Annotated in this window: 19 protein-coding genes; 14 read left to right on the forward strand and 5 right to left on the reverse strand. The window is 72.8% G+C overall.

Annotation, left to right across the window (positions count from 1 at the left end; translation table 11 throughout):
- Positions 1-3 precede the first annotated feature (3 nt).
- On the forward strand, positions 4-1,422 hold the full coding sequence (locus ACZYRU_RS17810) for an amidase (protein ID WP_488958425.1): 1,419 nt from the start codon (positions 4-6) through the stop codon (positions 1,420-1,422).
- A 27-nt stretch (positions 1,423-1,449) separates the two neighbouring features.
- On the forward strand, positions 1,450-2,166 hold the full coding sequence (locus ACZYRU_RS17815) for a sulfite exporter TauE/SafE family protein (RefSeq protein WP_488958426.1): 717 nt from the start codon (positions 1,450-1,452) through the stop codon (positions 2,164-2,166).
- 78 nt (positions 2,167-2,244) lie between these two features.
- On the opposite strand, the gene ACZYRU_RS17820 is transcribed toward ACZYRU_RS17815, so the two are convergent.
- Positions 2,245-3,558, reverse strand: coding sequence for an HNH endonuclease signature motif containing protein (locus ACZYRU_RS17820; RefSeq protein WP_488958427.1), 1,314 nt, complete (start codon positions 3,556-3,558; stop codon positions 2,245-2,247).
- A 330-nt stretch (positions 3,559-3,888) separates the two neighbouring features.
- Positions 3,889-4,812, reverse strand: a complete 924-nt coding sequence (locus ACZYRU_RS17825) for a 3-oxoacyl-ACP reductase (RefSeq protein WP_488958428.1) — start codon at positions 4,810-4,812, stop codon at positions 3,889-3,891.
- A 134-nt stretch (positions 4,813-4,946) separates the two neighbouring features.
- Here ACZYRU_RS17825 and ACZYRU_RS17830 point away from each other — a divergent pair, with 134 nt between their 5' ends.
- Entirely contained in the window at positions 4,947-5,756 is an 810-nt protein-coding gene (locus ACZYRU_RS17830) for a MaoC/PaaZ C-terminal domain-containing protein (protein ID WP_488958429.1), read from the forward strand.
- Positions 5,757-5,850: 94 nt separating this feature from the next.
- Positions 5,851-6,612 carry an SDR family NAD(P)-dependent oxidoreductase gene (locus ACZYRU_RS17835; protein ID WP_488958430.1) on the forward strand — a complete coding sequence of 254 codons (762 nt, stop codon included), beginning with the start codon at positions 5,851-5,853 and terminating at the stop codon, positions 6,610-6,612.
- A gap of 171 nt (positions 6,613-6,783) precedes the next feature.
- Here the strand turns inward: ACZYRU_RS17835 and ACZYRU_RS17840 are convergent, their stop codons facing one another.
- Positions 6,784-8,901, reverse strand: coding sequence for an oxidoreductase (locus tag ACZYRU_RS17840; protein WP_488958431.1), 2,118 nt, complete (start codon positions 8,899-8,901; stop codon positions 6,784-6,786).
- A 154-nt stretch (positions 8,902-9,055) separates the two neighbouring features.
- Here ACZYRU_RS17840 and ACZYRU_RS17845 point away from each other — a divergent pair, with 154 nt between their 5' ends.
- Positions 9,056-9,844, forward strand: coding sequence for an IclR family transcriptional regulator (locus ACZYRU_RS17845; protein ID WP_488958432.1), 789 nt, complete (start codon positions 9,056-9,058; stop codon positions 9,842-9,844).
- Between the two features lie 74 nt (positions 9,845-9,918).
- Positions 9,919-11,460: an FAD-dependent oxidoreductase gene (locus tag ACZYRU_RS17850; RefSeq protein WP_488958433.1), complete on the forward strand. Its 1,542-nt coding sequence runs from the start codon at positions 9,919-9,921 to the stop codon at positions 11,458-11,460.
- Positions 11,461-11,590: 130 nt separating this feature from the next.
- Here the strand turns inward: ACZYRU_RS17850 and hsaA are convergent, their stop codons facing one another.
- Complete coding sequence (gene hsaA, locus ACZYRU_RS17855; RefSeq protein ID WP_488958434.1) at positions 11,591-12,757, reverse strand: 3-hydroxy-9,10-secoandrosta-1,3,5(10)-triene-9,17-dione monooxygenase oxygenase subunit; 1,167 nt, start codon at positions 12,755-12,757, stop codon at positions 11,591-11,593.
- Positions 12,758-12,857: 100 nt separating this feature from the next.
- Between hsaA and ACZYRU_RS17860 the strand changes: the two genes are divergently transcribed.
- The gene (locus ACZYRU_RS17860; protein WP_488958435.1) at positions 12,858-13,358 is read left to right on the forward strand and encodes a nuclear transport factor 2 family protein; all 501 of its coding nucleotides are present in this window, start codon (positions 12,858-12,860) and stop codon (positions 13,356-13,358) included.
- A complete protein-coding gene (locus ACZYRU_RS17865) occupies positions 13,355-14,161 on the forward strand; it encodes an SDR family NAD(P)-dependent oxidoreductase (protein WP_488958436.1) in 807 nt (268 codons plus the stop codon). The genes ACZYRU_RS17860 and ACZYRU_RS17865 overlap by 4 nt, the downstream gene beginning before the upstream one ends.
- Before the next feature lie 11 nt (positions 14,162-14,172).
- Here ACZYRU_RS17865 and ACZYRU_RS17870 read toward each other — a convergent pair whose 3' ends face one another.
- Positions 14,173-14,751: a TetR/AcrR family transcriptional regulator gene (locus ACZYRU_RS17870; RefSeq protein ID WP_488958437.1), complete on the reverse strand. Its 579-nt coding sequence runs from the start codon at positions 14,749-14,751 to the stop codon at positions 14,173-14,175.
- A 194-nt stretch (positions 14,752-14,945) separates the two neighbouring features.
- Between ACZYRU_RS17870 and ACZYRU_RS17875 the strand changes: the two genes are divergently transcribed.
- Genes ACZYRU_RS17875 through ACZYRU_RS17900 form a run of 6 tightly spaced genes read left to right on the forward strand, consistent with a single transcriptional unit; the run spans position 14,946 to position 19,461 of the window.
- On the forward strand, positions 14,946-15,512 hold the full coding sequence (locus tag ACZYRU_RS17875; RefSeq protein WP_488958438.1) for an FAS1-like dehydratase domain-containing protein: 567 nt from the start codon (positions 14,946-14,948) through the stop codon (positions 15,510-15,512).
- Positions 15,509-15,949 carry a Zn-ribbon domain-containing OB-fold protein gene (locus ACZYRU_RS17880; protein WP_488958439.1) on the forward strand — a complete coding sequence of 147 codons (441 nt, stop codon included), beginning with the start codon at positions 15,509-15,511 and terminating at the stop codon, positions 15,947-15,949. The genes ACZYRU_RS17875 and ACZYRU_RS17880 overlap by 4 nt, the downstream gene beginning before the upstream one ends.
- Positions 15,946-16,341, forward strand: coding sequence for a hotdog family protein (locus ACZYRU_RS17885; RefSeq protein ID WP_488958440.1), 396 nt, complete (start codon positions 15,946-15,948; stop codon positions 16,339-16,341). The genes ACZYRU_RS17880 and ACZYRU_RS17885 overlap by 4 nt, the downstream gene beginning before the upstream one ends.
- Positions 16,338-17,519, forward strand: a complete 1,182-nt coding sequence (locus ACZYRU_RS17890) for a lipid-transfer protein (protein WP_488958441.1) — start codon at positions 16,338-16,340, stop codon at positions 17,517-17,519. Before ACZYRU_RS17885 ends, ACZYRU_RS17890 begins: the two co-directional genes overlap by 4 nt.
- A gap of 11 nt (positions 17,520-17,530) precedes the next feature.
- Entirely contained in the window at positions 17,531-18,352 is an 822-nt protein-coding gene (locus tag ACZYRU_RS17895) for an SDR family NAD(P)-dependent oxidoreductase (protein WP_488958442.1), read from the forward strand.
- Positions 18,349-19,461 (forward strand): steroid 3-ketoacyl-CoA thiolase, encoded by a 1,113-nt coding sequence (locus ACZYRU_RS17900; RefSeq protein ID WP_488958443.1) that lies wholly within the window; start codon positions 18,349-18,351, stop codon positions 19,459-19,461. Before ACZYRU_RS17895 ends, ACZYRU_RS17900 begins: the two co-directional genes overlap by 4 nt.
- Position 19,462 lies beyond the last annotated feature (1 nt).

Genomic DNA, 19,462 nt, shown 5'->3' on the forward strand with positions numbered 1-19,462 from the left:
CCGATGACCAGTCCCGCTCTGCCCGACGCCATCGCCACCGCCGCCGCGATCCGCAGCGGCGAGACCAGTGCCCGCGAGGTGGTCGAGGAGAGCATCCGCCGCATCGAGAAGCTCGACCCGCAGCTCAACGCGATGGTCGGCACCCGGTACGACGAGGCGCTCGCCGAGGTCGCCGCCGGCCTGCCCGACGGCCCGTTGACCGGCGTCCCGGTGGTCATCAAGTCCCTCGCCGCCGACGTGGCCGGGCTGCCGACCACCGGCGGCAGCCGCCTGTGGGCCGACAAGGTGGCGAGCGCCGACAGCGAGCTGGTCCGGCGCTACAAGGCCGCAGGAATGGTGGTCCTGGGCACGACCAACACTCCCGAGCTCGGCAAGAACGCGAGCACCGAGCCGGTCCTGCACGGCGCCTGCCACAACCCGTGGTCGCTCGACCACTCGACCGGCGGCTCCAGCGGCGGGTCCGCCGCGGCGGTCGCGGCCGGACTGGTCCCGGTCGCCCACGGCAACGACGGCGGCGGCTCGATCCGCATCCCGGCCGCGGTCTGCGGCCTGTTCGGGCTCAAGCCGAGTCGCGGCGTGATCCCCGGGGCGCCGTACGCCTCCACGATCTCCTCACCCACCAGCATCCACGGAGCCCTCACCACCACCGTCCGCGACTCCGCGCTGATGCTCGACATCTCCGCTGGGCGGGCTCCGGGGCAGGCGACCTTCGGTGCCACCGCGCCCGTGGGCGGCTACCTCGGCTGCGTCGACAAGGAACCCGGCCGCCTGCGGATCGGCATAGCCACCGTGGTCCCCGACGGCCCGGTGGTCGATCCCGCGGGCGTCGAGGCGGCCCGTCGTACGGCGGACCTGCTGACCGACCTCGGGCACCAGGTCGTCGAGATCGCCCTGCCCGTCGCCTATCCCGACTACGCGCGCCACTCGGGCGTGATCATGGGCGCCAACCTCGTCGCGCACGTCGACGACCGCCTCGCCGAGCTCGGGCGGGAGCTGCGCGAGGACGACATCGAGCCGTTCACGCGGGTCATGTACGACCGCTACTCGACGATGCCGATGGCGGACCTGCTGCGGGCGCTCGAGGGCTTCGAGCAGGTCGGCTTCGCGACCGCGCGCCTGTTCGGGGACGTCGACGTCGTGCTCACCCCGACGCTGTGCATGCGCACGCCCGAGCTCGGGGTCCTCGACACCACGAAGCCCGAGGTGATGTACACCGTCGCACCCGGCATGGCCGGCTTCACGAGCCTGGTCAACGTCACGGGCGGCTCGGCGATGTCGGTGCCGGCCGGGTTCGACGCCGACGGGTTGCCGCTGGGGGCGCACTTCTTCACGGACCTCGGCGGCGAGCCGCTGCTGCTGTCGCTGGCCGGCCAGCTCGAGCGGGCCGCGCCCTGGCCGCGGCACGCGCCCCTCGCCGGCTGACACCGGACCCGTCGATAGCCTGCCGCGGTGGAGCTGATCGTCCTCGCCGCCGTGGCGGTCGCGGTCTTCGTGGTGGCCGCACTGGTCCAGGCGGTGACGGGCTTCGGGTCCGCGCTGGCCGCCGTACCCGGCCTGCTGCTGGTCACCGACCCGGCCCGGGCGGTGGTGGCGGCGACCGTGGTCAGCTTGGTGCTGACGGCCGGGATCGCGATGCGAGAGTGGGAGCACGTCGACCGGCGCGACGCCGCCGTGCTGACGGTGGCCGGCTTCGCCGGCATGCCCGCGGGGCTGGTGCTGCTCGCCGTCGCCGACGAGGAGCCGCTGTCGGCCGGCATCGCGGTCGCGATGCTGGTGATGGTCGCGCTGCTCGCCGCCGGGCTGCGCGTGGGCCGTCGTGGCCTGCCGTTCGTCGGGATCGTCAGCGGGGGACTGCTGACCTCCACCGGGATGAACGGGCCGCCACTGGTGATGGCGCTCGTCGACCGGGAGCCGCGGCGCTACCGGGCCACCCTGCAGGCCGTCTTCGCCGGCCAGGACGTCGTCGCCGTGGCGGCCTTCGTGGTCCTCGGCCACGTCGACGCGGACGTGCTGGCGCTCGCCGTCGGCGGAGTCGCCGGGCTGCCGCTCGGGTGGCGGCTGGGAGACGCGATCTTCCACCGGGTCTCACCGGCCCAGCTGCGTCCGCTCGTCATCGGCACGCTCGTCGCCTCCGCGGTCGCCGTGCTGGTCACCGCCGTCGCCTGAGGAGGTCCATGAGCCCGCCTGTCGGACGCGCCTGCACCCCCGCGATCGTCGGAACTCGCGGGATGCGGGGCGGGGTCGCTACTCGTCGGGTGGGCTGGTTTCGCCGGTGGTGTGGATGGGGTGGGTGCCGCGGTGGTCGACCCTGAACTGGTAGCCGGTGGGACTTGTCCACACGTAGGAACCGGGCATCGGGATGTCGTAGCGCCATCGTGAGTGGGTCTTGGCGCGGTGGTGGCGTCGACAGAGTGGGACGAGGTTGCAGGGACAGGTCGGTCCGCCCTCGCCGTAGGGGCGGTGGTGGTCGATGTCGCACCAGGTTGCTGGGCGGGTGCAGTACGGGAACCGGCAGGTGTGGTCGCGCAGGATCACGCGCGTCCGGTGCCGGTCGGGGATCTCGTACGCCGTGACCTGGACGTGGTCGGCCAGGTCGACGACCGGACGCACGATCACGGTGGTGTGACGCACTCGGAGCCACTCCCGGATCTGCTCGGAGGCGATGGGGCAGCGGCCCTCTTCCCACCGGCCGACCGGGTTGTGGCCGGTGAGGGTGGTGTCGGTGATGTGGACGTTCAGGACCACCGTTCGGCCGGGGTCTCGTGACGGTCGCTGCGCGACCTCCTCGACCTCCGGCGCGGTGTCGATGAGCAGGTCCAACGCGAGGTCCTGACGGGCGAGCTCCGCCGCAGCCTTCGAACGGCGCACATCCAGCGACGAGTCGTCACCCAACCGGCCGAGGACCTCCGCACGACGAGACACCGCAAGGTCCAGGTCGTGGCCGTCGGCGGCATCCATCAGGCCGTCGAGGTGCACGAGACCGTGGTCGTCGACCTCGCTGATGTCGAAGTGCCGCCCGTCAGCGGCCTCGCGACGATCGGCTTCGGCCTTCTCCGGGTCGAAACGGACAATCGCTTCGGTCACGAGGCGTTCGAGCTGGGCCCAGCCGACGCCGGAGGCGTTGAACAGCTGCCGGTCGACGAACGCCGCTGCCTCTGCCGACAGGCTGTGGGTGAGGTCGGCGATCCGTTCGGCCCGCCACGGCGCCAGCCGACCAGTGGCGACGGCGTCGTAGACGTTGGGGAGCCGCCAGGCGCACTCGATGACCCGCCCGACATAGGCCTTCCCGCCATCCGGGCTGCGGCCGAGCACGGCGACGAGCTCCATCAACGCGAACTCGCTGACCAGGGGTGCGCCGTCGCCGGCGATCGGGATGCCGGTGTCGAGGTAGCCCTCGGTGATCGTCGCGGCACCCTCGGGTGAGGACACGATGTGGTCGTTGGCCCAGGCAGCGATGTCCTCCCACTCCTCGACCACGAGGGCGTTGCGGGAACGGATCCGCTCACCCACCCGTGACAGCAGTGCTGCTGTCGAACGGGGCTGGGTTCCGAGATCCATGACTGAATTCTCCCACCCACCTCCGACACAAACGAACGCCGGAAACCCGCCTGTGGACAGGGGAAACTCGATCGGTGGGGTGTGGAGAATCGACGTCACCAGGTGCAGCTCGAGTGTCGTCGCGGGGCCGCAACCCGACCATCGGACCCGACCACCTACGGTCCTTCCTCGTCAGCGCCTTTCCGAACCCAACCACGACGCGGCCGAAGCCAACGGACAGTTCCGGCAGCATCCCGGATGGTCTCGTGACGGTCGCTGCGCGACCTCCTCGACCTCCGGGGATCCTGCGCGACCTCCTCGACCTCCGGCGCGCCCAGCCGCCCGCGCAGGTCAGCCGGTGATGTTCTCGATGCCGGTGGTGTCGAGCTCGGCGACGCTGAACGCGGCGTACGTCTGGTACGGCGAGCGCCCCTCGAAGTACGGCGTCAGCTGGGCGTCCAGCGCGTCGACGGTGAACGTGCCGTCGGCGGCGACGAACTTGTTCTCCACGGTGGGCGCCGCCATCAGGGCGACCATGTCGCCGTACACGACGAAGACCTGGCCGTTGATCCCTGCAGCGGCGGGGGAGGCGAGGTAGCCGACGAAGGAGGCGACCCGCTCCGGCGCGAGGATGTCGAGCCGCTGGGTGTTGCCGTCCTCGGCGAACACCTCGGAGGTCATCGCGGTGCGGGCACGCGGGCAGATCGCGTTGGCGGTGACGCCGTAGCGCTCGAGGCCGCGTGACGTCGACAGGGTCAGTGCCACGATGCCGGCCTTGGCGGCCGCGTAGTTGGACTGCCCGGCGGCTCCGAACAGGAATGCCTCGGAGGCCGTGTTGACGACCCTGCCGAACACCGGCCCGCCGACGGACTTCGACGCCGATCGGAAGTACACGGCGGCCGCGCGGGAGACAGCGGCGTGACCCTTGAGGTGGACCCGGACGACGTCGTCCCACTGCTGCTCGGTCATGTTGAAGAGCATCGTGTCGCGCGTGATGCCCGCGTTGTTGACCACGACGTCGAGGCTGCCGAAGGTGTCGACCGCGGCGTCGACGAGCTGCTGGCCCATCGCCCAGCTGCCGACGTCGCCCTTCACCGCGACCGCCTTGCTGCCCAGCGCCTCGACCTCGGCGACGACCGCGTCGGCCGCGTCGCCCATGTCGTTGACGACGACGTTCGCGCCCTGGGCGGCGAGCGCCAGCGCCTCGGCGCGGCCGAGCCCGGCGCCCGCGCCGGTGACGACGGCGGTACGACCGGTGAGGTCGGTGTTGCCCACGATTGCTCCTTCGGTTGGTGCTGCCCCTGTCGGCGCCGCGAACCTAGTGACGGGAGCCGGGGCCCCGCGAGCAGGACTCCCGCTCACCGGTCGCGGGCGGGCGCGACCCGGCTCCCGCTGGGCATGGTGGCGCGATGAGCACCCTTCCCGCACCCGGCGCACCCGCCGGCGACTGGCTCGGCCTGACCGTCGGTGAACGCACCGTCGCCTGGTCGGACCGCGACCCGATCCTGTTCGCGCTCGCCGTGGGCGCTCGCCCCGACGACCTGGACCTGGTCTTCGAGGACCGCCTGCGGGTGCTGCCCGGATTCGCGCTCACCCTCGCGCAGTGGGCGCCGGACGTGCTGGGCTCGGCCGGCGCCTGGGAGGTCGGTACGGCGCTGCACGGCGCCCAGTCGCTCACGGTGCTGAAGCCGCTGCCGGCGAGTGGCGAGCTGACCATGTCCGCGCGGGTCACCGGGGTGTGGGACAAGGGAGCGGCCGCTGTCTACGACCTGGCCGTCGAGAGCGACCACTTCGTCGCCACGTGGTCGCTCTTCGCGCCGGGCCGCGGAGGCTTCGGTGGTGAGCGCGGCCCGGGCCGTCCGACCGCCCCGCAGGGCGACCCGGCGTGGACGGCGCAGACCGCGACCGCGGACAACGCCGCCCTGCTCTACCGCCTGCTCGGCGACCGCCACCGCATCCACGTCGACCCGGCCGCAGCGGCCGGGATCGACCAGCCACGCCCGATCCTGCACGGCCTCGCCACCCTCGCGGCCGCGACCCTCGTCGCTGCCCGGGAGACCGGCGTACACCCGGCCGACCTGACGCGGTTGGAGGGACGCTTCGCGTCGCCGGTGTTCCCGGGGGAGCCGCTCGTCGTCAGCGGCTGGGCCGACGGCGCCCTCGAGGTCGCCACCGAGCGCGGTCCGGCGATCACCGCCGGCAGGGCGGTCCTCGGCTGATTCCGCTCAGCAGGAGCGTTCGCCAGCGGATCCGCCCGTCCCGACCATCATGGCCGCGGGACCGCGCGGTGCGGTCATGATCGAGGAGGCTGGAATGGGTTCGCTGACGGGACAGGTCGCACTGGTGACGGGAGCCGGCCAGGGCGTCGGCCAGGGCATCGCGCTGGCGCTCGCCTCCGAGGGCGCCGACGTCGCGGTGGTCGGCCGGACTGCCGCCAAGCTCGAGACGACGTGCGCGATGCTCCGCGAGCGCGGGGTGAGGGCGGAGCCGTTCGTCTGCGACATCATCGAGACCGGCACCATCCCCGCGACGGTCGCCGAGGTCGTCGCCACGATGGGCGGCGTCGACATCCTCGTCAACAACGCCTACTCCGGCGCGTTCGGCCCGCTGCTCACCATCGACGACGACGCCGTCGAGCGCAGCTTCGCCTCCGGCCCGTTCGCCACCCTCGCCTTCATGAAGGCCTGCCACCCGCACTTCGTGGCCCGCGGTGGCGGCCACATCGTCAACCTGGTCACCTCCGCGATGGTGCGCTGGGACCCCACGACGTACGGCGTCTACGCCGCCGCCAAGCAGGCCGTGCGCTCCCTGACCCGCACGGCTGCGGTCGAGTGGGCCCGCGACGGGATCCGTGCCAACAGCATCGCCCCGCACGCGTTGTCCCCGGGCCTGAAGCGGTGGACCGAGAACAACCCCGAGGAGGCCGCCGAGTTCGTCGCCGCCATCCCCGCGGGTCGTATCGGCGACTGCGAGGACGACATCGGCCGCGCCGTCGTCGCCCTCGTGAGCAGCGACCTGCGCTACCTCACCGGCGCCACCATCCCGCTCGACGGCGGGCAGGCCTTCTTCGGCTGACCCGGCCCGAACTGGCTCCTCAATCACGCCGACCCGGCACAAACTGGCCCCGAAATCACGCCGACCCGGCAGAAAGTGGCACTTGGTTCGAGCCACTTTCTGCCGGGTCGGCGTGTTCTGCGAGCTACTTTCTGCCGGGTCGGCGCGAAATCCGGGCCAGTTTCTGCCGGGTCAGAGGTCCCGGGCCACGCGCCAGGCGGAGTGGATGGCGCCCTGGATGTAGCCGACCTCGCCGGCGTCGCCGACCACGTGCACGTCCAGGCCGCGGGCACGGAGGTCGTCGGCGAGCGGCGCGCCGGACTCGACGTACGACGCGACGACGACCAGGTCCGCGGGGACGCGGGCCATCTCGTCGCCGATCCGGTAGTGCACCTCGGCGGCGGTGATCTCGACGACCTCGGCGTCGCGGTGGACGGTGACGCCGTGCTCGGTGGCCTTGCGTACGGCGGTCCAGCGGCGCGGGATCGCCATCGGGAGACCGGCCTGGGCGCCGTGCTCGAGGACGGTGACGTTCTTGCGCCGTTCGGCGAGGAACTCGGCGAGCTCCAGTCCGACCAGCGAGCCGCCGACGACGACGACGTCCTTGCCGATCGGGAGCACCTTGCGGGTCAGGTCGCGGATCCGCTCGGGGTCGCGCGTCAGGCCGCTCATCCGGCCGGCCGCGCCGAGCAGGCGCAGGGTGCGGCTGCCGGAGCCGCCCTCGCCGGTGATCAGGCCGCGCAGGGTGTCGCCGGTGTGCACGTGGGGGAGGTCGGCGCCGGGCACGGGCGGCAGGCCGCGGTGGGCGCCGGTGGCGAGCACGACCGCGTCGGGGGAGAGAGCCGCGACGTCGTCCGCGTCCACGCACTCACCGAGACGTACGTCGACCCCGAGCCGCTCGACCTCGTGCTGGAGCCAGTCCAGCAGCGGACCGTTGGCGGGGGTGGTCAGCTGGGAGAACCAGGCCGAGCCCCCGAGCCGGTCGCCCTTCTCGACGAGGGTGACCCGGTGCCCGCGCTCGGCCGCGACGCGCGCTGCCTCCATGCCGCCGGGACCGCCACCCACCACCACGACGTGGCGCCGCGAGGCGACGCTGGGGAAGGGAAGCAGCGTCTCGTTGCCGAGAGCCGGGTTCACCGCGCACACGGGTACGCCGTCCCAGAAGTTCTGCTCGACGCACACGTAGCAGTTGATGCACGGCCGCACCGATGCCGCGCGCCCGTCGCGAAGCTTGGCGACCAGGTCGGGGTCGGCCAGCAGCTGGCGCCCCATCGCGACGAAGTCCGCGCCCCCACTGGCGATCAGCTCCTCGCCGAGCGCGGGCAGCACCCGACCCACGGCGATGACGGGGATGGAGACGGCGTCCTTCGCGGCGCGGGCGAGGTCGGCGTACGCGCCCACCTGGTTCGGCAGCGGGCCGTCGGTGAAGTCGCGGAACGGGTTGCGCGCCCAGCCGGTGACGTGGATGGCGTCGGCGCCGGCCTCCTCGAACAGACGGGACGCGGCCACGGCCTCGTCGGTCGTGAGGGCGCCGTCCTCGCCGTACTCCTTGCCCGCGACGCGGACCAGGATCGCCAGCCCGTCGCCGACCTCGGCACGCACCGCGCGGATCACGTCGCAGGCGAGGCGGGCCCGGTTCTCGAGTGAGCCGCCCCAGGCGTCGGTACGCCGGTTGTCGGCCCGGCTGAGGAAGGTGCCGAGCACGTAGCCGTGCGCGGCGTGGATCTCGATCGCGTCCGCCCCGGCCTGCAGCACGCGCCGGGCCGCGGCGGCGAACTGCCCGACCAGCCAGGCGATGTCCTCCTCGGTCGCCTCGCGGAAGGTCGGCGTCCTCCCCTCGGAGACGGCGGTGGCCATCGCGCCGAGCTCGGTCGGGGTGTTGTCGCGCAGGGCGGACATGTCCCGCTCGCCGACGGGCATCGAAGGCACGAAGAGCGGCCGGCCGTCGGCGGTGTCGACCTTCGACATCTTGCCGTGGTGCGTGGCCTGGACGCAGAGCTTCGCGCCTGCGGCGTGGACGGCGTCGGCGAGGGCGGTGAGTCCGGGGATGAACCGGTCGTCGGAGAGGCCGGGCTCCTTGCGGCTGGTGGCACCCACCGGGTAGGCGACGGCGGCGGCCGAGGTGATCACCAGTCCGGTACCACCGGCGGCGCGGGCCGCGTAGTGCGCGACGTCCTGCTCCTCGATGGCGCCCTCGTCGCACAGGTTCATGTCCATCGCGGGCATGACGACGCGGTTGGCGAGGTGCATCGGGCCGATGGTCCCGGGGGCCAGCAGGTGCTCGTAGGTGGCGGTTCGCGAGGTGTGCACCCGCGCAGACTGCCGTCCGCGGCTGTTCGGGGCGCGCCGTCCTCCCGCACACCGGAAAGGTCACCCGGACGGCCTGCCCGAACCGGATATGCAAAGCCCTTCATAAACCAAGCAAGTGCTTGCTAAAGTGCCGGAACTCGAGCAGGAGGTGGCGATGAGCGCGTCGGGCGGGGTCCTCGAGAGGGCCGATCGGGACGGGGCCGAGGAGCGCCCGCTGTCGATGGTCGAGCGGATGACCACGATCATGGTCGCCTTCCGGGGGCCGTCCACGCGGCTCTCGCTGGAGGACGTCCAGGACGCGACCGGGCTGCCGCGGTCGACCGCGCACCGGATCCTCAACCAGCTGATCGCGCTGGACTGGGTGCGGCACACGCCGGCCGGCTATGCGCTCGGCAGCCAGGCGCTCGGTCTCGGTGGCGGCGACGCCCCGGAGATGGACCTGCGCGCCGCGGCGGCCGAGACCCTGCGCAGCCTGCACCTGGAGACCGGGCTGGTGGTCCACCTCGGCGTGCTGGAGGGCGCCGGCGTGCGGATCCTGGACAAGGTCGGCGGGGCCTTCGCCGCACGCGTCCCGACCCGGGTCGGCGTACTGCTGCCGGTGGCGCCTTCCCTGATCGGCAAGGCCCAGCTGGCGCTCCTGCCGCCCGAGGACGTCGACGCGCTCTTCGCGGTCCAGCAGGAGCACTCCCCGGACCGGCCGCGGGTGGACCTGGCCGCGCTCCACCGCGAGCTGGCGCGCGTTCGCGCCCGGGCAGGTGTCGTCCTGGACCGTGGGCGCAACCACCTGCGGCTCGGCTGCGTCGCGGCGCCGATCATCGGCCGTACTGGCCCGTGCGGCGGGATCTCGCTCGTCGGCGGGGCGCAGGTCGACGTCGAGAAGCTGGCACCGATGGTCGTGCGCGCGACCCGGGTGATCGCCCACCGGCTGGCGACCTTCCGCTGATCGGGAGCCGGACCGGCGCCGTCACGAGGACGACGCCAAGGTGGTCCGGAACGTTCCCCGACGCAGGAGGCCCGATGACCACGCAGCACGACGAGACCTACGACGTGGTCGTGGTCGGCTCCGGAGCCGGCGCGATGGCCGCCGCCGTCACCGCCGCCCGCAACGGGCTGAGCACCGTCGTGCTGGAGAAGTCCGCGCTGCTGGGCGGTACGTCGGCGTACTCCGGCGCCGCGGCCTGGCTGCCCGGCAGCGACGTCACGCGCCGCGCGGGGTCGGCGGACTCGACCGAGTCCGGTCGCACGTACCTGCGCGCGCTGCTCGGTGAGTCCGAGGCCGAGCGCCAGGAGGCCTTCCTCGAAGGCGCGCCCGCCGTGGTCGCCGAGCTCGAGGCGGAGCCGGCGATCGAGCTGGCGGCGCAGGCGTTCCCCGACTACTTCGACGCGCCGGGCCGGGTACCGGGCGGCCGCTCGATCGTCCCGGTCCCGCTGCCTGCCGATGCACTGCCGGCCGGGCTGGCCGACCTGGTGCGTCCGGTCGTCGACCGCGACCGTGCCGGTCTCGGCCACCACCCGGACCAGCCGCTCGTCGGTGGCCGGGCGTTGATCGGGCGCTTGCTCCACGCCTTCCACGACAACGGCGGCACCGTCCGCACCGGCACCGAGATGACCGAGCTGGTCGTCGCCGACGGTCGCGTCGTCGGTGTCCTCGCCGCCACCGCCGACGGCCCACGCCGGATCGCCGCGCGCCGCGGTGTGCTGCTCGGCAGCGGTGGCTTCGAGCGCAACCAGGACCTCCGCGCGAAGTACGGCGTCCCCGGGGCCGCCGCGTGGGCGATGGCACCGGCCGCGACCAACACCGGCGAGCCGATCGCGGCCGCGGTGGCGATCGGCGCGACGACGGACCTGATGGACGAGGGCTGGTGGTGCCCGGGCCTGGTCACCCCTGACGGCCAGGCGGCCTTCACGCTCGGGTTCCGCGGCGGCGTGGTCGTCGACCAGCAGGGCCGCCGGTTCGCGAACGAGTCGCTGCCCTACGACCAGATGGGCCGCCGGCTCTCCGCCGAACCCGGCCGGATCCCCGCGTGGTTCGTCTTCGACTCCCGCTCCGGCGGCGTCGCACCGGCGATCACGATGCCGGCTGCGCCCGTGGAGGAGCACCTCGCCGCCGGTACCTGGGTCCGCGCCGACACCGTCGCCGAGCTCGCCATCGACACCGGGCTCCCGGCCGACGAGCTGCAGGCGACCCTCGACCGGTTCAACACCTTCGCCGCCGCCGGGACCGACGAGGACTTCGGCCGCGGCACTGACGAGTACGACCGCTTCTTCGCCGTCGGTGACGGCCCCAACCCGGCGCTCGTCCCGCTCGACCGGCCGCCGTACTACGCCGCGAAGCTGGTACTCGCCGACCTCGGCACCAAGGGTGGGCTGCGCACCGACGTCGACGCGCGCGTGCTCGGCGCCGACGACCAGCCGCTGCCCGGGCTCTACGCCACCGGCAACGCGAGCGCCTCGCTTTCGGGCGCCTGCTACCCGGGACCGGGCGTGCCGATCGGCACCGCCATGGTGTTCGGCTGGCGGGCGGTGCAGGACATGCTGCGCGCCGAGCTCGTCGAGTAGCCGCCCGAGTTCGTCGAGTAGTCGCCGTCGCGAGGAACGAGCGAGGCGGCGTATCGAGACGTCTCGATACGCCCTCGCCTAGCGGCTCGGGCTACTCGACGAACTCAGGCTTACTCGACGAGCTCGCCGTTCAGACGAGCGTGTCCTCCACGTCGAGGCCGAAGGCGTGGCGTCCGTACATCGTCAGCGCGCGCTCCACGTCGTTCGCGACGTGGACGCCGCCGGCGTGGGCGTCGCGCCAGGCCCGCTCGATCGGGTTGCCTCGGCGCAGCGAGGAGCCACCGGCGGTCTTGAAGAGCGCGTCGACCGCAGCAAGCGCCCGCTCGGTCGCGGTGACCTGGTCGCGGCGGGCCCGGAACCGCCAGTCCATGGGGATCTCCTCGCCCCGCACGGCGCACGCGTAGACGTCGCGGACGCTGCGCTCGGTCTGCAGGATCGCGGCGTCGATCTCGGAGGCGGCGCGGGCGACCGTGACGTGGGCGTGCGGGTCCTCGGCGAACCGGCCGCCGCCGAGGCTGAGCCGGACCCGGTCGCGCATCGCCGCCATGTAGCCGTCGTGGGCGCCGGCGACGATGCCGATCACAGGGGCCGTGATCGCCATCGGGAAGATCGTGCCGAAGGGCATCGCGTAGAGCGGGCCGGTGTTGACGGCGCGGCCCGGCGCCTGCAGCTGGTGCTGCTCGTAGTTGCGCAACGCCCGGTGGTCGGGCACGAGCACGTCGTCCACGACGATGTCGTTGCTGCCCGAGCCGCGCAGGCCCATCGCGTCCCAGACGTCGACGATCGTGTAGTCCGCGCGCGGCAGCAGCATGGTCATGAAGTCCTGCGGCCGTCCGTCGGCGTCGACCAGCAGGCCGCCGAGGGTCGCCCACGCCGCGTGGTCGCACCCCGACGAGAAGCTCCAGTGCCCGCTCAGTCGGAAGCCGCCCTTGACCCGGGTGATCGTCCCGACGGGGGCGTACGACGACGCGACCAGCGTGTCGGGATCGGCGCCCCAGACCTCCCGCTGGGCCGCGTCGGGGTACTGCGCGACCTGCCACGGGTGGCAGCCGACGACGCCCGCGACCCAGCCCGTCGAACCGCAGGCACCGGCGATCGCCCGCACGACCTCGTAGAACTCGAGCGGGTCGCCCTCGCGGCCGCCGTACCGGCTCGGCTGGAGCATCCGGAACACGCCCGCCCCGACCAGCTCGGCCATCGTCTCGTCCGGGATCCGCCGCGCGTCCTCGGCGGCGGACGCCCGCTCGGCGATCCCGGGGAGCAGCTCTTCGACGGCGATGAGGACCTCGTTGCTCACGCCGGGATGCTACTGCCGGCACGCCTCGCGGCGGGGCCGTCGCTCCCGGCCAGCAGAAGGCTGCTTCCCACGGCGGGCCGGACTCCGCCAGAGTGCGGGCATGGATGTCCAGGAACCCCTCGCCGACCGCGTGGCCCGGCTCGAGGCCGTGGCGGCGATCAAGGCGCTCAAGCACCGCTACCTGCGCGCCTGCGACGCCAAGGACCCCGCCGGGTTCCGCGCCGCCTTCGTCGCCGACGGCGCCGTGCTCGACTACGGCGAGCGGATCGGCCGGTTCGTGGGTGCCGACGCGCTGGTCGGGGTCTTCGAGGGCATCGCACTGCGCAAGGTCGAGGGCAGGTACGCCGTCCTCGACATGCACCACGCCCTGAACGCCGACATCGAGGTGCTCAGCGCCACCGAGGCAACCGGCCGATGGACGCTGCGCTTCCGGCAGGTCGACCTGGTCGCGGAGGTGGAGCGGGTCAGCGCGATCGAGTACGACGACGCCTACGCCCTCGAGGACGGCGAGTGGCGCATCGCCCGCTCCGCCGTGACCACCCTGTGGACCCTCGAGCAGCCGCTTGCCGAGGGCTTCACGGTGAGCGGGTCGCTGCTGTGAGCGCCGATCGGGTCGCCCTCGTCACGGGCGGCAGCAAGGGCGTCGGCCAGGGCATCGCGGTCGGTCTCGCCGAGGCCGGCTGGACCGTCGTCGTCTCCGGGCGGGACGAGGACCGGCTCGCCGGGACGGTGGCGCGCATCGACGCTGCCGGCGGCCGTGGCAGCGCCCGTACCTGCCACCACGAGGACGACGTCGAGGTCGCCGCGCTGGTCCGTGGCGTCGCGCAGGAGCACGGCCGACTGGACCTGCTGGTCAACAACGTCTGGGCCGGGCCGCGGATGAACCACGCGCGCCCCGAGCGGTTCTGGGAGCGCCCCCTCGACGACTGGGACAGCCTGGTCGGGCTGGGTCTCCGCGCGCACTTCGTCGCCACCCATGCCGCCGCACCTCTCCTGGTCACCCAGGGGAGCGGGCTGGTCGTCAACGTCTCCTCCGTCGGCGCCCGGGCCTACCTGCACTCCACGCTGTACGGCGTCGCCAAGGCCGGCCTCGACAAGATGACCCAGGACATGGCGCTCGAGCTGGGTGCCACCGGCGTCACGGTGCTCTCGCTGTGGCCCGGCCTGGTCCGCACCGAGCAGCTGCTCGCCAGCGGCCTGGAGTCCATCGCCGGCGTTCCCGTCTCCGACGCGGAGACGCCCGAGCTTCAGGGCCGTGTGCTCGCCGCGCTCGCCGCGGACGCGGCGGTCCACGAGCGCACAGGTACGACGGTCGTGACCGCCGAGCTGGCTGCCGAGTACGGCATCGCCGAGCCGGGCGGGGGAGTGCCGGTCTCGCCGAGGGTGATGTTCGGGCTGGCCTGAGCTCGACGGCCTCAGGCCCGGAACCCGCCGAGGAACATCGACGCCATCAGGTCGGCGAACTCCTCGGTGGACCACGACGACCGGTTGGGCCAGTGCATGGTGCCCCACAGCGTGTCGCGCAGCGACCGGTAGAACACGTCGCCCGGTACGTCGGCGCGGAAGTCACCGGCCGCGATGCCGGCGTCGATCGCGGACCGCCAGTGCCGGCGTACGGCGCGCGACTTGCTGTCGATCGCGTCGAGCAGGCCGTGCGTGCGCAGGTACGCCCGGTCGCGCTGGTAGATCCGGGTCGCGTGCGGGTGGCTGTCGACGCACTCGAGGGTGGCGCGGACCAGGCCGCGCACGGTCTGCTCGGGTGAGGTCGAGGACGCCGCGACGGCGGAGAAGGCCCGCTCGATCTGGTCCATGAAGTCGGCGAGGACCTCGCGCACGATCTCGTCCTTCGACGTGAAGTGGTGGTAGAGGCTGCCGGAGAGCACGCCGGCCGACTCGCCGATCTCGCGGACCGTGGTCGCGCCGATGCCGCGCTCGGCGAACATCGCCGCGGCGACCTCCATGATCTCGGTACGCCGCCCGGTGGTCGTGCGCATGGGGTTCCTCCTGGTCGGGTCGTCCCGGATTCTTTCCGGCTGGCCGGAACGCGGGGGAGTCGTGCCCGCTCAGCGGGAGTGCCGTTCGCGCCGGACCGCCCGGGGCCGACATCGTGAGCGAGCAGAAGGGGCCGGTCCCACGGTCTTTAACCAAGCGCTTGCTCAAGAGGGCGCGATGTGGCGGAGGAAGGTCGATGCAGGAGCTCGAGGCCCGGTTCGGGGAGTTCGTCGGCGAGGTGGCCGAGCCGCCCCGCGTGGCCCGGTACGCCGTCAACGAGGCGATGATCCGCAACTGGGTCGAGGCCCATGACGACCTCAACCCCGTGTACGTCGACCCGGAGGCCGCACGCGCGACCGGCCGTGACGACGTGATCTGCCCGCCGGCGATGGTCACCACCTGGGTGATGCAGGGCTACCGCCGCTGGCGGCAGGTCCAGGCGCTGCGGGCCGAGGGCGTCCAGGAGGACCACGCCTACTCGCGACTGCTGGCCCTGCTCGACGAGCACGGCTTCACCTCCGTGGTCGCGACGGCGCAGGAGCAGGAGTACGTCCGCGAGCTGACGCCCGGCACCCGGGTCACCTGCCACTTCACGATCGAGGACATCTCCCCGGTCAAGCGCACCGGCCTCGGCAACGGCTGCTTCATCACGCTCCGCAAGCGGTACGTCGACCAGGCCGACCAGCTCCTCGTCGACGAGAAGTTCGTGATCCTCCGCTTCGACCCCACCACCAAGGACGCACCCAAGGAGCCCGCGGCATGAGCGACGCCACCCCGGAGCGGCGCACCGCCGTACCCGGCCTGACGGTCACCCAGGACAACGAGTTCTTCTTCACCGCCGCCCGCGAGGGCCGGCTGGAGATCCAGCGCTGCACCGACTGCCAGACCCTGCGCCACCCACCCGGCCCGGCCTGCCCGTCGTGCCGCTCCTTCGCGTGGGACACGGTCGAGTCGACGAGACGAGCCACGCTGCACAGCTGGACCGTGGTCCACCACCCGCAGGACCCGGCGTTCACCTACCCGCTCGCGGTCGGCCTGGTCGACCTCGAGGAGGGCACCCGGCTGGTCGCCGACATCAGCGGCGTCGACCACGCCGACCTGCGCCGCGGCCTCGAGCTGGAGGTCGGCTTCGCCGAGCACGCCCACGGCGAGGTGCTTCCGCAGCTGCGCCCGGCCGGCGCGAAGGACGGTGCCCGATGAAGGCCGGCGACGTCCTGCCCGAGCTGGCGCTGCCGCTCGACCGGACCACCATCGTCGCGACCGCGATCGCCAGCCAGGACTTCGAGGACGTGCACCACGACCCCGGCAAGGCGACCGACCGCGGCACCCCCGACATCTTCATGTCGATCAACTCCACCAACGGGTTCCTGGACCGCTACGTGACCGACCTGTTCGGCCCGGCGACCCGGATCCGCAAGGTGGCGCTGCGCCTCGGCGTACCGAACTTCCCCGGCGACACCATGACCTTCTCCGGCGAGGTCGCCGAGGTCACCGACGCCGCCGTGACGCTGAGGATCGCCGGCCGCAACGCCCGCGGTGCGCACGTCACCGCCACCGTCACCCTCGACAACCCCAGCGGAGGAAACCAGTGAGCACGACCTTCTCCGGCGGCGCCGCGATCGCCGGCATCGGCGCGACCGAGTTCTCCAAGAACTCCGGGCGCAGTGAGTGGCAGCTGGCGTGCGAGGCCGTGCTCGCCGCGCTCGAGGACGCGCAGATCGGTGCCGAGGAGGTCGACGGGTTCGCGCTGTTCACGATGGAGACCAACCCGGAGATCGCCGTCGCCCGCGCGCTCGGCATCCCGGAGCTCACGTTCTTCAGCCGGATCCCGCACGGCGGCGGCGGTGCCTGCGCCCCGGTGCAGCAGGCCGCGCTCGCGGTGACGTCGGGCGTCGCCGACGTCGTCGTGGTCTACCGCGCGTTCAACGAGCGCTCCGGCCACCGCTTCGGCCAGGGCCCGCCGCCGTTCGCCTACAACCAGAACACCGACCAGGAGTACCGCAACTGGATCAACCCCTACGGCCTGCTCACGCCGGCCCAGCAGGAGGCCTTCCTCGCGCGGCTCTACATGGAGAAGTACGGCGCCACCAGCGCCGACTTCGGCCAGATCTCGGTGCTCTCCCGCAAGCACGCGGCGACCAACCCGAAGGCCTGGTTCTTCGAGCGGCCGATCACGATCGAGGAGCACCAGGCCTCGCGGATGATCGCCGACCCGCTGCGCCTGCTCGACTGCTGCCAGGAGAGCGACGGCGGCCAGGCCCTGGTCATCGTCAGCACCGAGCGGGCCCGCGACCTGCCGCACCCGCCGGCAGTCATCACCGGCGCCGCGCAGGGCGTCGGCCCGCAGCAGATCTCGATGAGCAGCTACTACCGCGACGACATCGACGCGATGCCCGAGGTCGAGCTCGTCGCGCAGCAGCTGTGGCGCCAGGCGGGGATCGGACCCGACGACATCGATGCCGCGATCCTGTACGACGCCTTCACGCCGATGGTGCTGCTGCAGCTCGAGGAGTACGGCTTCTGCGGCCGCGGCGAGGCCCGGCACTTCATCGCCGACGGCAACCTCGAGGTCGACGGCCGGCTCCCGGTCAACACCAACGGCGGCCAGCTCGGCGAGGGCTACATCCACGGCGTCAACGGCATCGCGGAGGGAGTGCGCCTGATCCGCGGCAGCTCCGTCAACCAGCCCACCAAGACGCTCGACAACGTGCTGGTCACCGGCGGATCGCCGGTCCCGCACTCCGCGCTCGTCCTCGCCGCGGACCGCTGAGCCGGGTTGCGATGACCAAGCGATTGGTGGGACGCAGGGCACTGGTGACCGGTGCCAGCCGCGGCATCGGTGCCGGCGTCGCCGAGCGGCTGGCCGCCGAGGGCGCCGACGTCGTCCTCGTCGCCCGCACGGCCGAGCCCGGCGGCAGCCGCCTCGACGGCAGCCTCGCCGAGGTGACGACCCGGCTGGCGTCGTACGGCACCCGGGTGGCGTCGTACGTCGCCGACCTGGCCGACGAGGAGAGCAGGGACGGGATCGTGCCGGCCGCCGAGGAGCTGCTCGGCGGCACCGTCGACATCCTGGTCAACAACGCGGCGGCCGCGATCTACCAGCCGCTGGCCGACTTCCCGCTGCGCCGGCGGCGGCTGACCTTCGAGGTCAACGTGCACGCGCCGCTCGACCTCGTCCAGGCCGTGCTCCCGGGCATGCGCGCCGCAGGGGAGGGCTGGATCGTCAACGTCTCCAGCGCCTCCGCCCGCCACTTCGACGGACCGCCGTTCGAGCTGGTCGAGCCCGGCACCGACCTCGCGGTGTACGCCGCCTCCAAGGCGGCGCTCAACCGGATCACCAACGGACTCGGCGCCGAGCTCCACGGCACCGGCATCCGGGTCAACACCGTGCAGCCGCGGGCCGCCGTCCTCAGCGAGGGCGCGTCCCTGCTCGTCGGCGACACGATCCGCCCCGACCAGGTCGAGTCGCTGACGGAGATGGTCGAGGCCGTGCTCGCACTGTGCGACTGCCCGGCCGACGTCACCGGCCGCACGACCGTCAGCCTCGACCTGATCCGCGACTGGGGCCTCACCGTCCACCCCCTCGAAGGAGCACCCGCATGAGTCCCGTCATCGTCGACGCCGCGCGCACGCCGTTCGGCAAGCGCGACGGCTGGCTGTCCGGCGTGCACGCTGCGGAGCTGCTCGGCCACGCCCAGCGCGGCGTCCTCGACCGCACCGGCATCGACCCCGCACTCGTCGAGCAGGCCATCGGTGGCTGTGTGACGCCGATCGGCGAGCAGTTCGGCAACATCACTCGCACCTCCTGGGTGCACGCCGGACTGCCCACCGCGACCGGTACGACGACCATCGACGCCCAGTGCGGCACCGCCGCCCAGGCGGTCAACCTGGTCGCCGGCCAGATCGCGATCGGCTCGCTCGAGGTCGGCCTGGCCTGCGGCGTCGAGCTGATGTCGCGGGTCCCGCTGACCTACAAGGTCGGCACCGGACTCGGCACACCGCGCCCGGAGAGCTGGTCGGTGGACAACCCCGACCAGTACACGGCCGCCGACCGCATAGCCGTACGCCGGGGACTGACCCGCGAGGACCTCGACGCCTTCGGCCTGCGCTCCCAGCAGCGCGCCGCTGCCGCCTGGGACGCCGGCTTCTTCGACGACCAGGTGATCCCGGTTGCCGGCGTGACCCGCGACCAGGGCCTGCGCGAGTCCTCGATGGAGGGCCTGGCCCGGTTGAAGCCGGTCAAGGACGGCGGCCTGCACACCGCCGGCTCGTCCTCGCAGGTCTCCGACGGCGCCAGCGCCGCGCTGCTCATGTCGCAGGCGAAGGCCGACGAGCTCGGTCTGGAGCCGAAGGCGCGGCTGCTCAACCAGTGCGTGATGGGCGGCGACCTGGAGTACATGCTCGACGCCCCGATCGAGGCCGCCGCGAAGGTGCTCGCCCGCGCCGGCATGACGATCGGCGACGTCGACGTGTTCGAGGTCAACGAGGCGTTCGCGTCGGTGCCGATGTCCTTCGCGCAGGTCCACGGCGTCGACGAGGACCGGCTCAACCCCAACGGTGGCGCCATCGCGCTCGGCCACCCCGCGGGCGCCACCGGCATCCGGTTGATCGCGACCGCCCTCGCCGAGCTCGAGCGCCGCGACGCCCAGGTCGCGATGGTCGCGATCTGCGCGTCCGCCGCCACCACCTGCCTCCTGATCGAACGGCTCTGAC

The organism is Nocardioides sp. F233, from assembly GCF_057813895.1.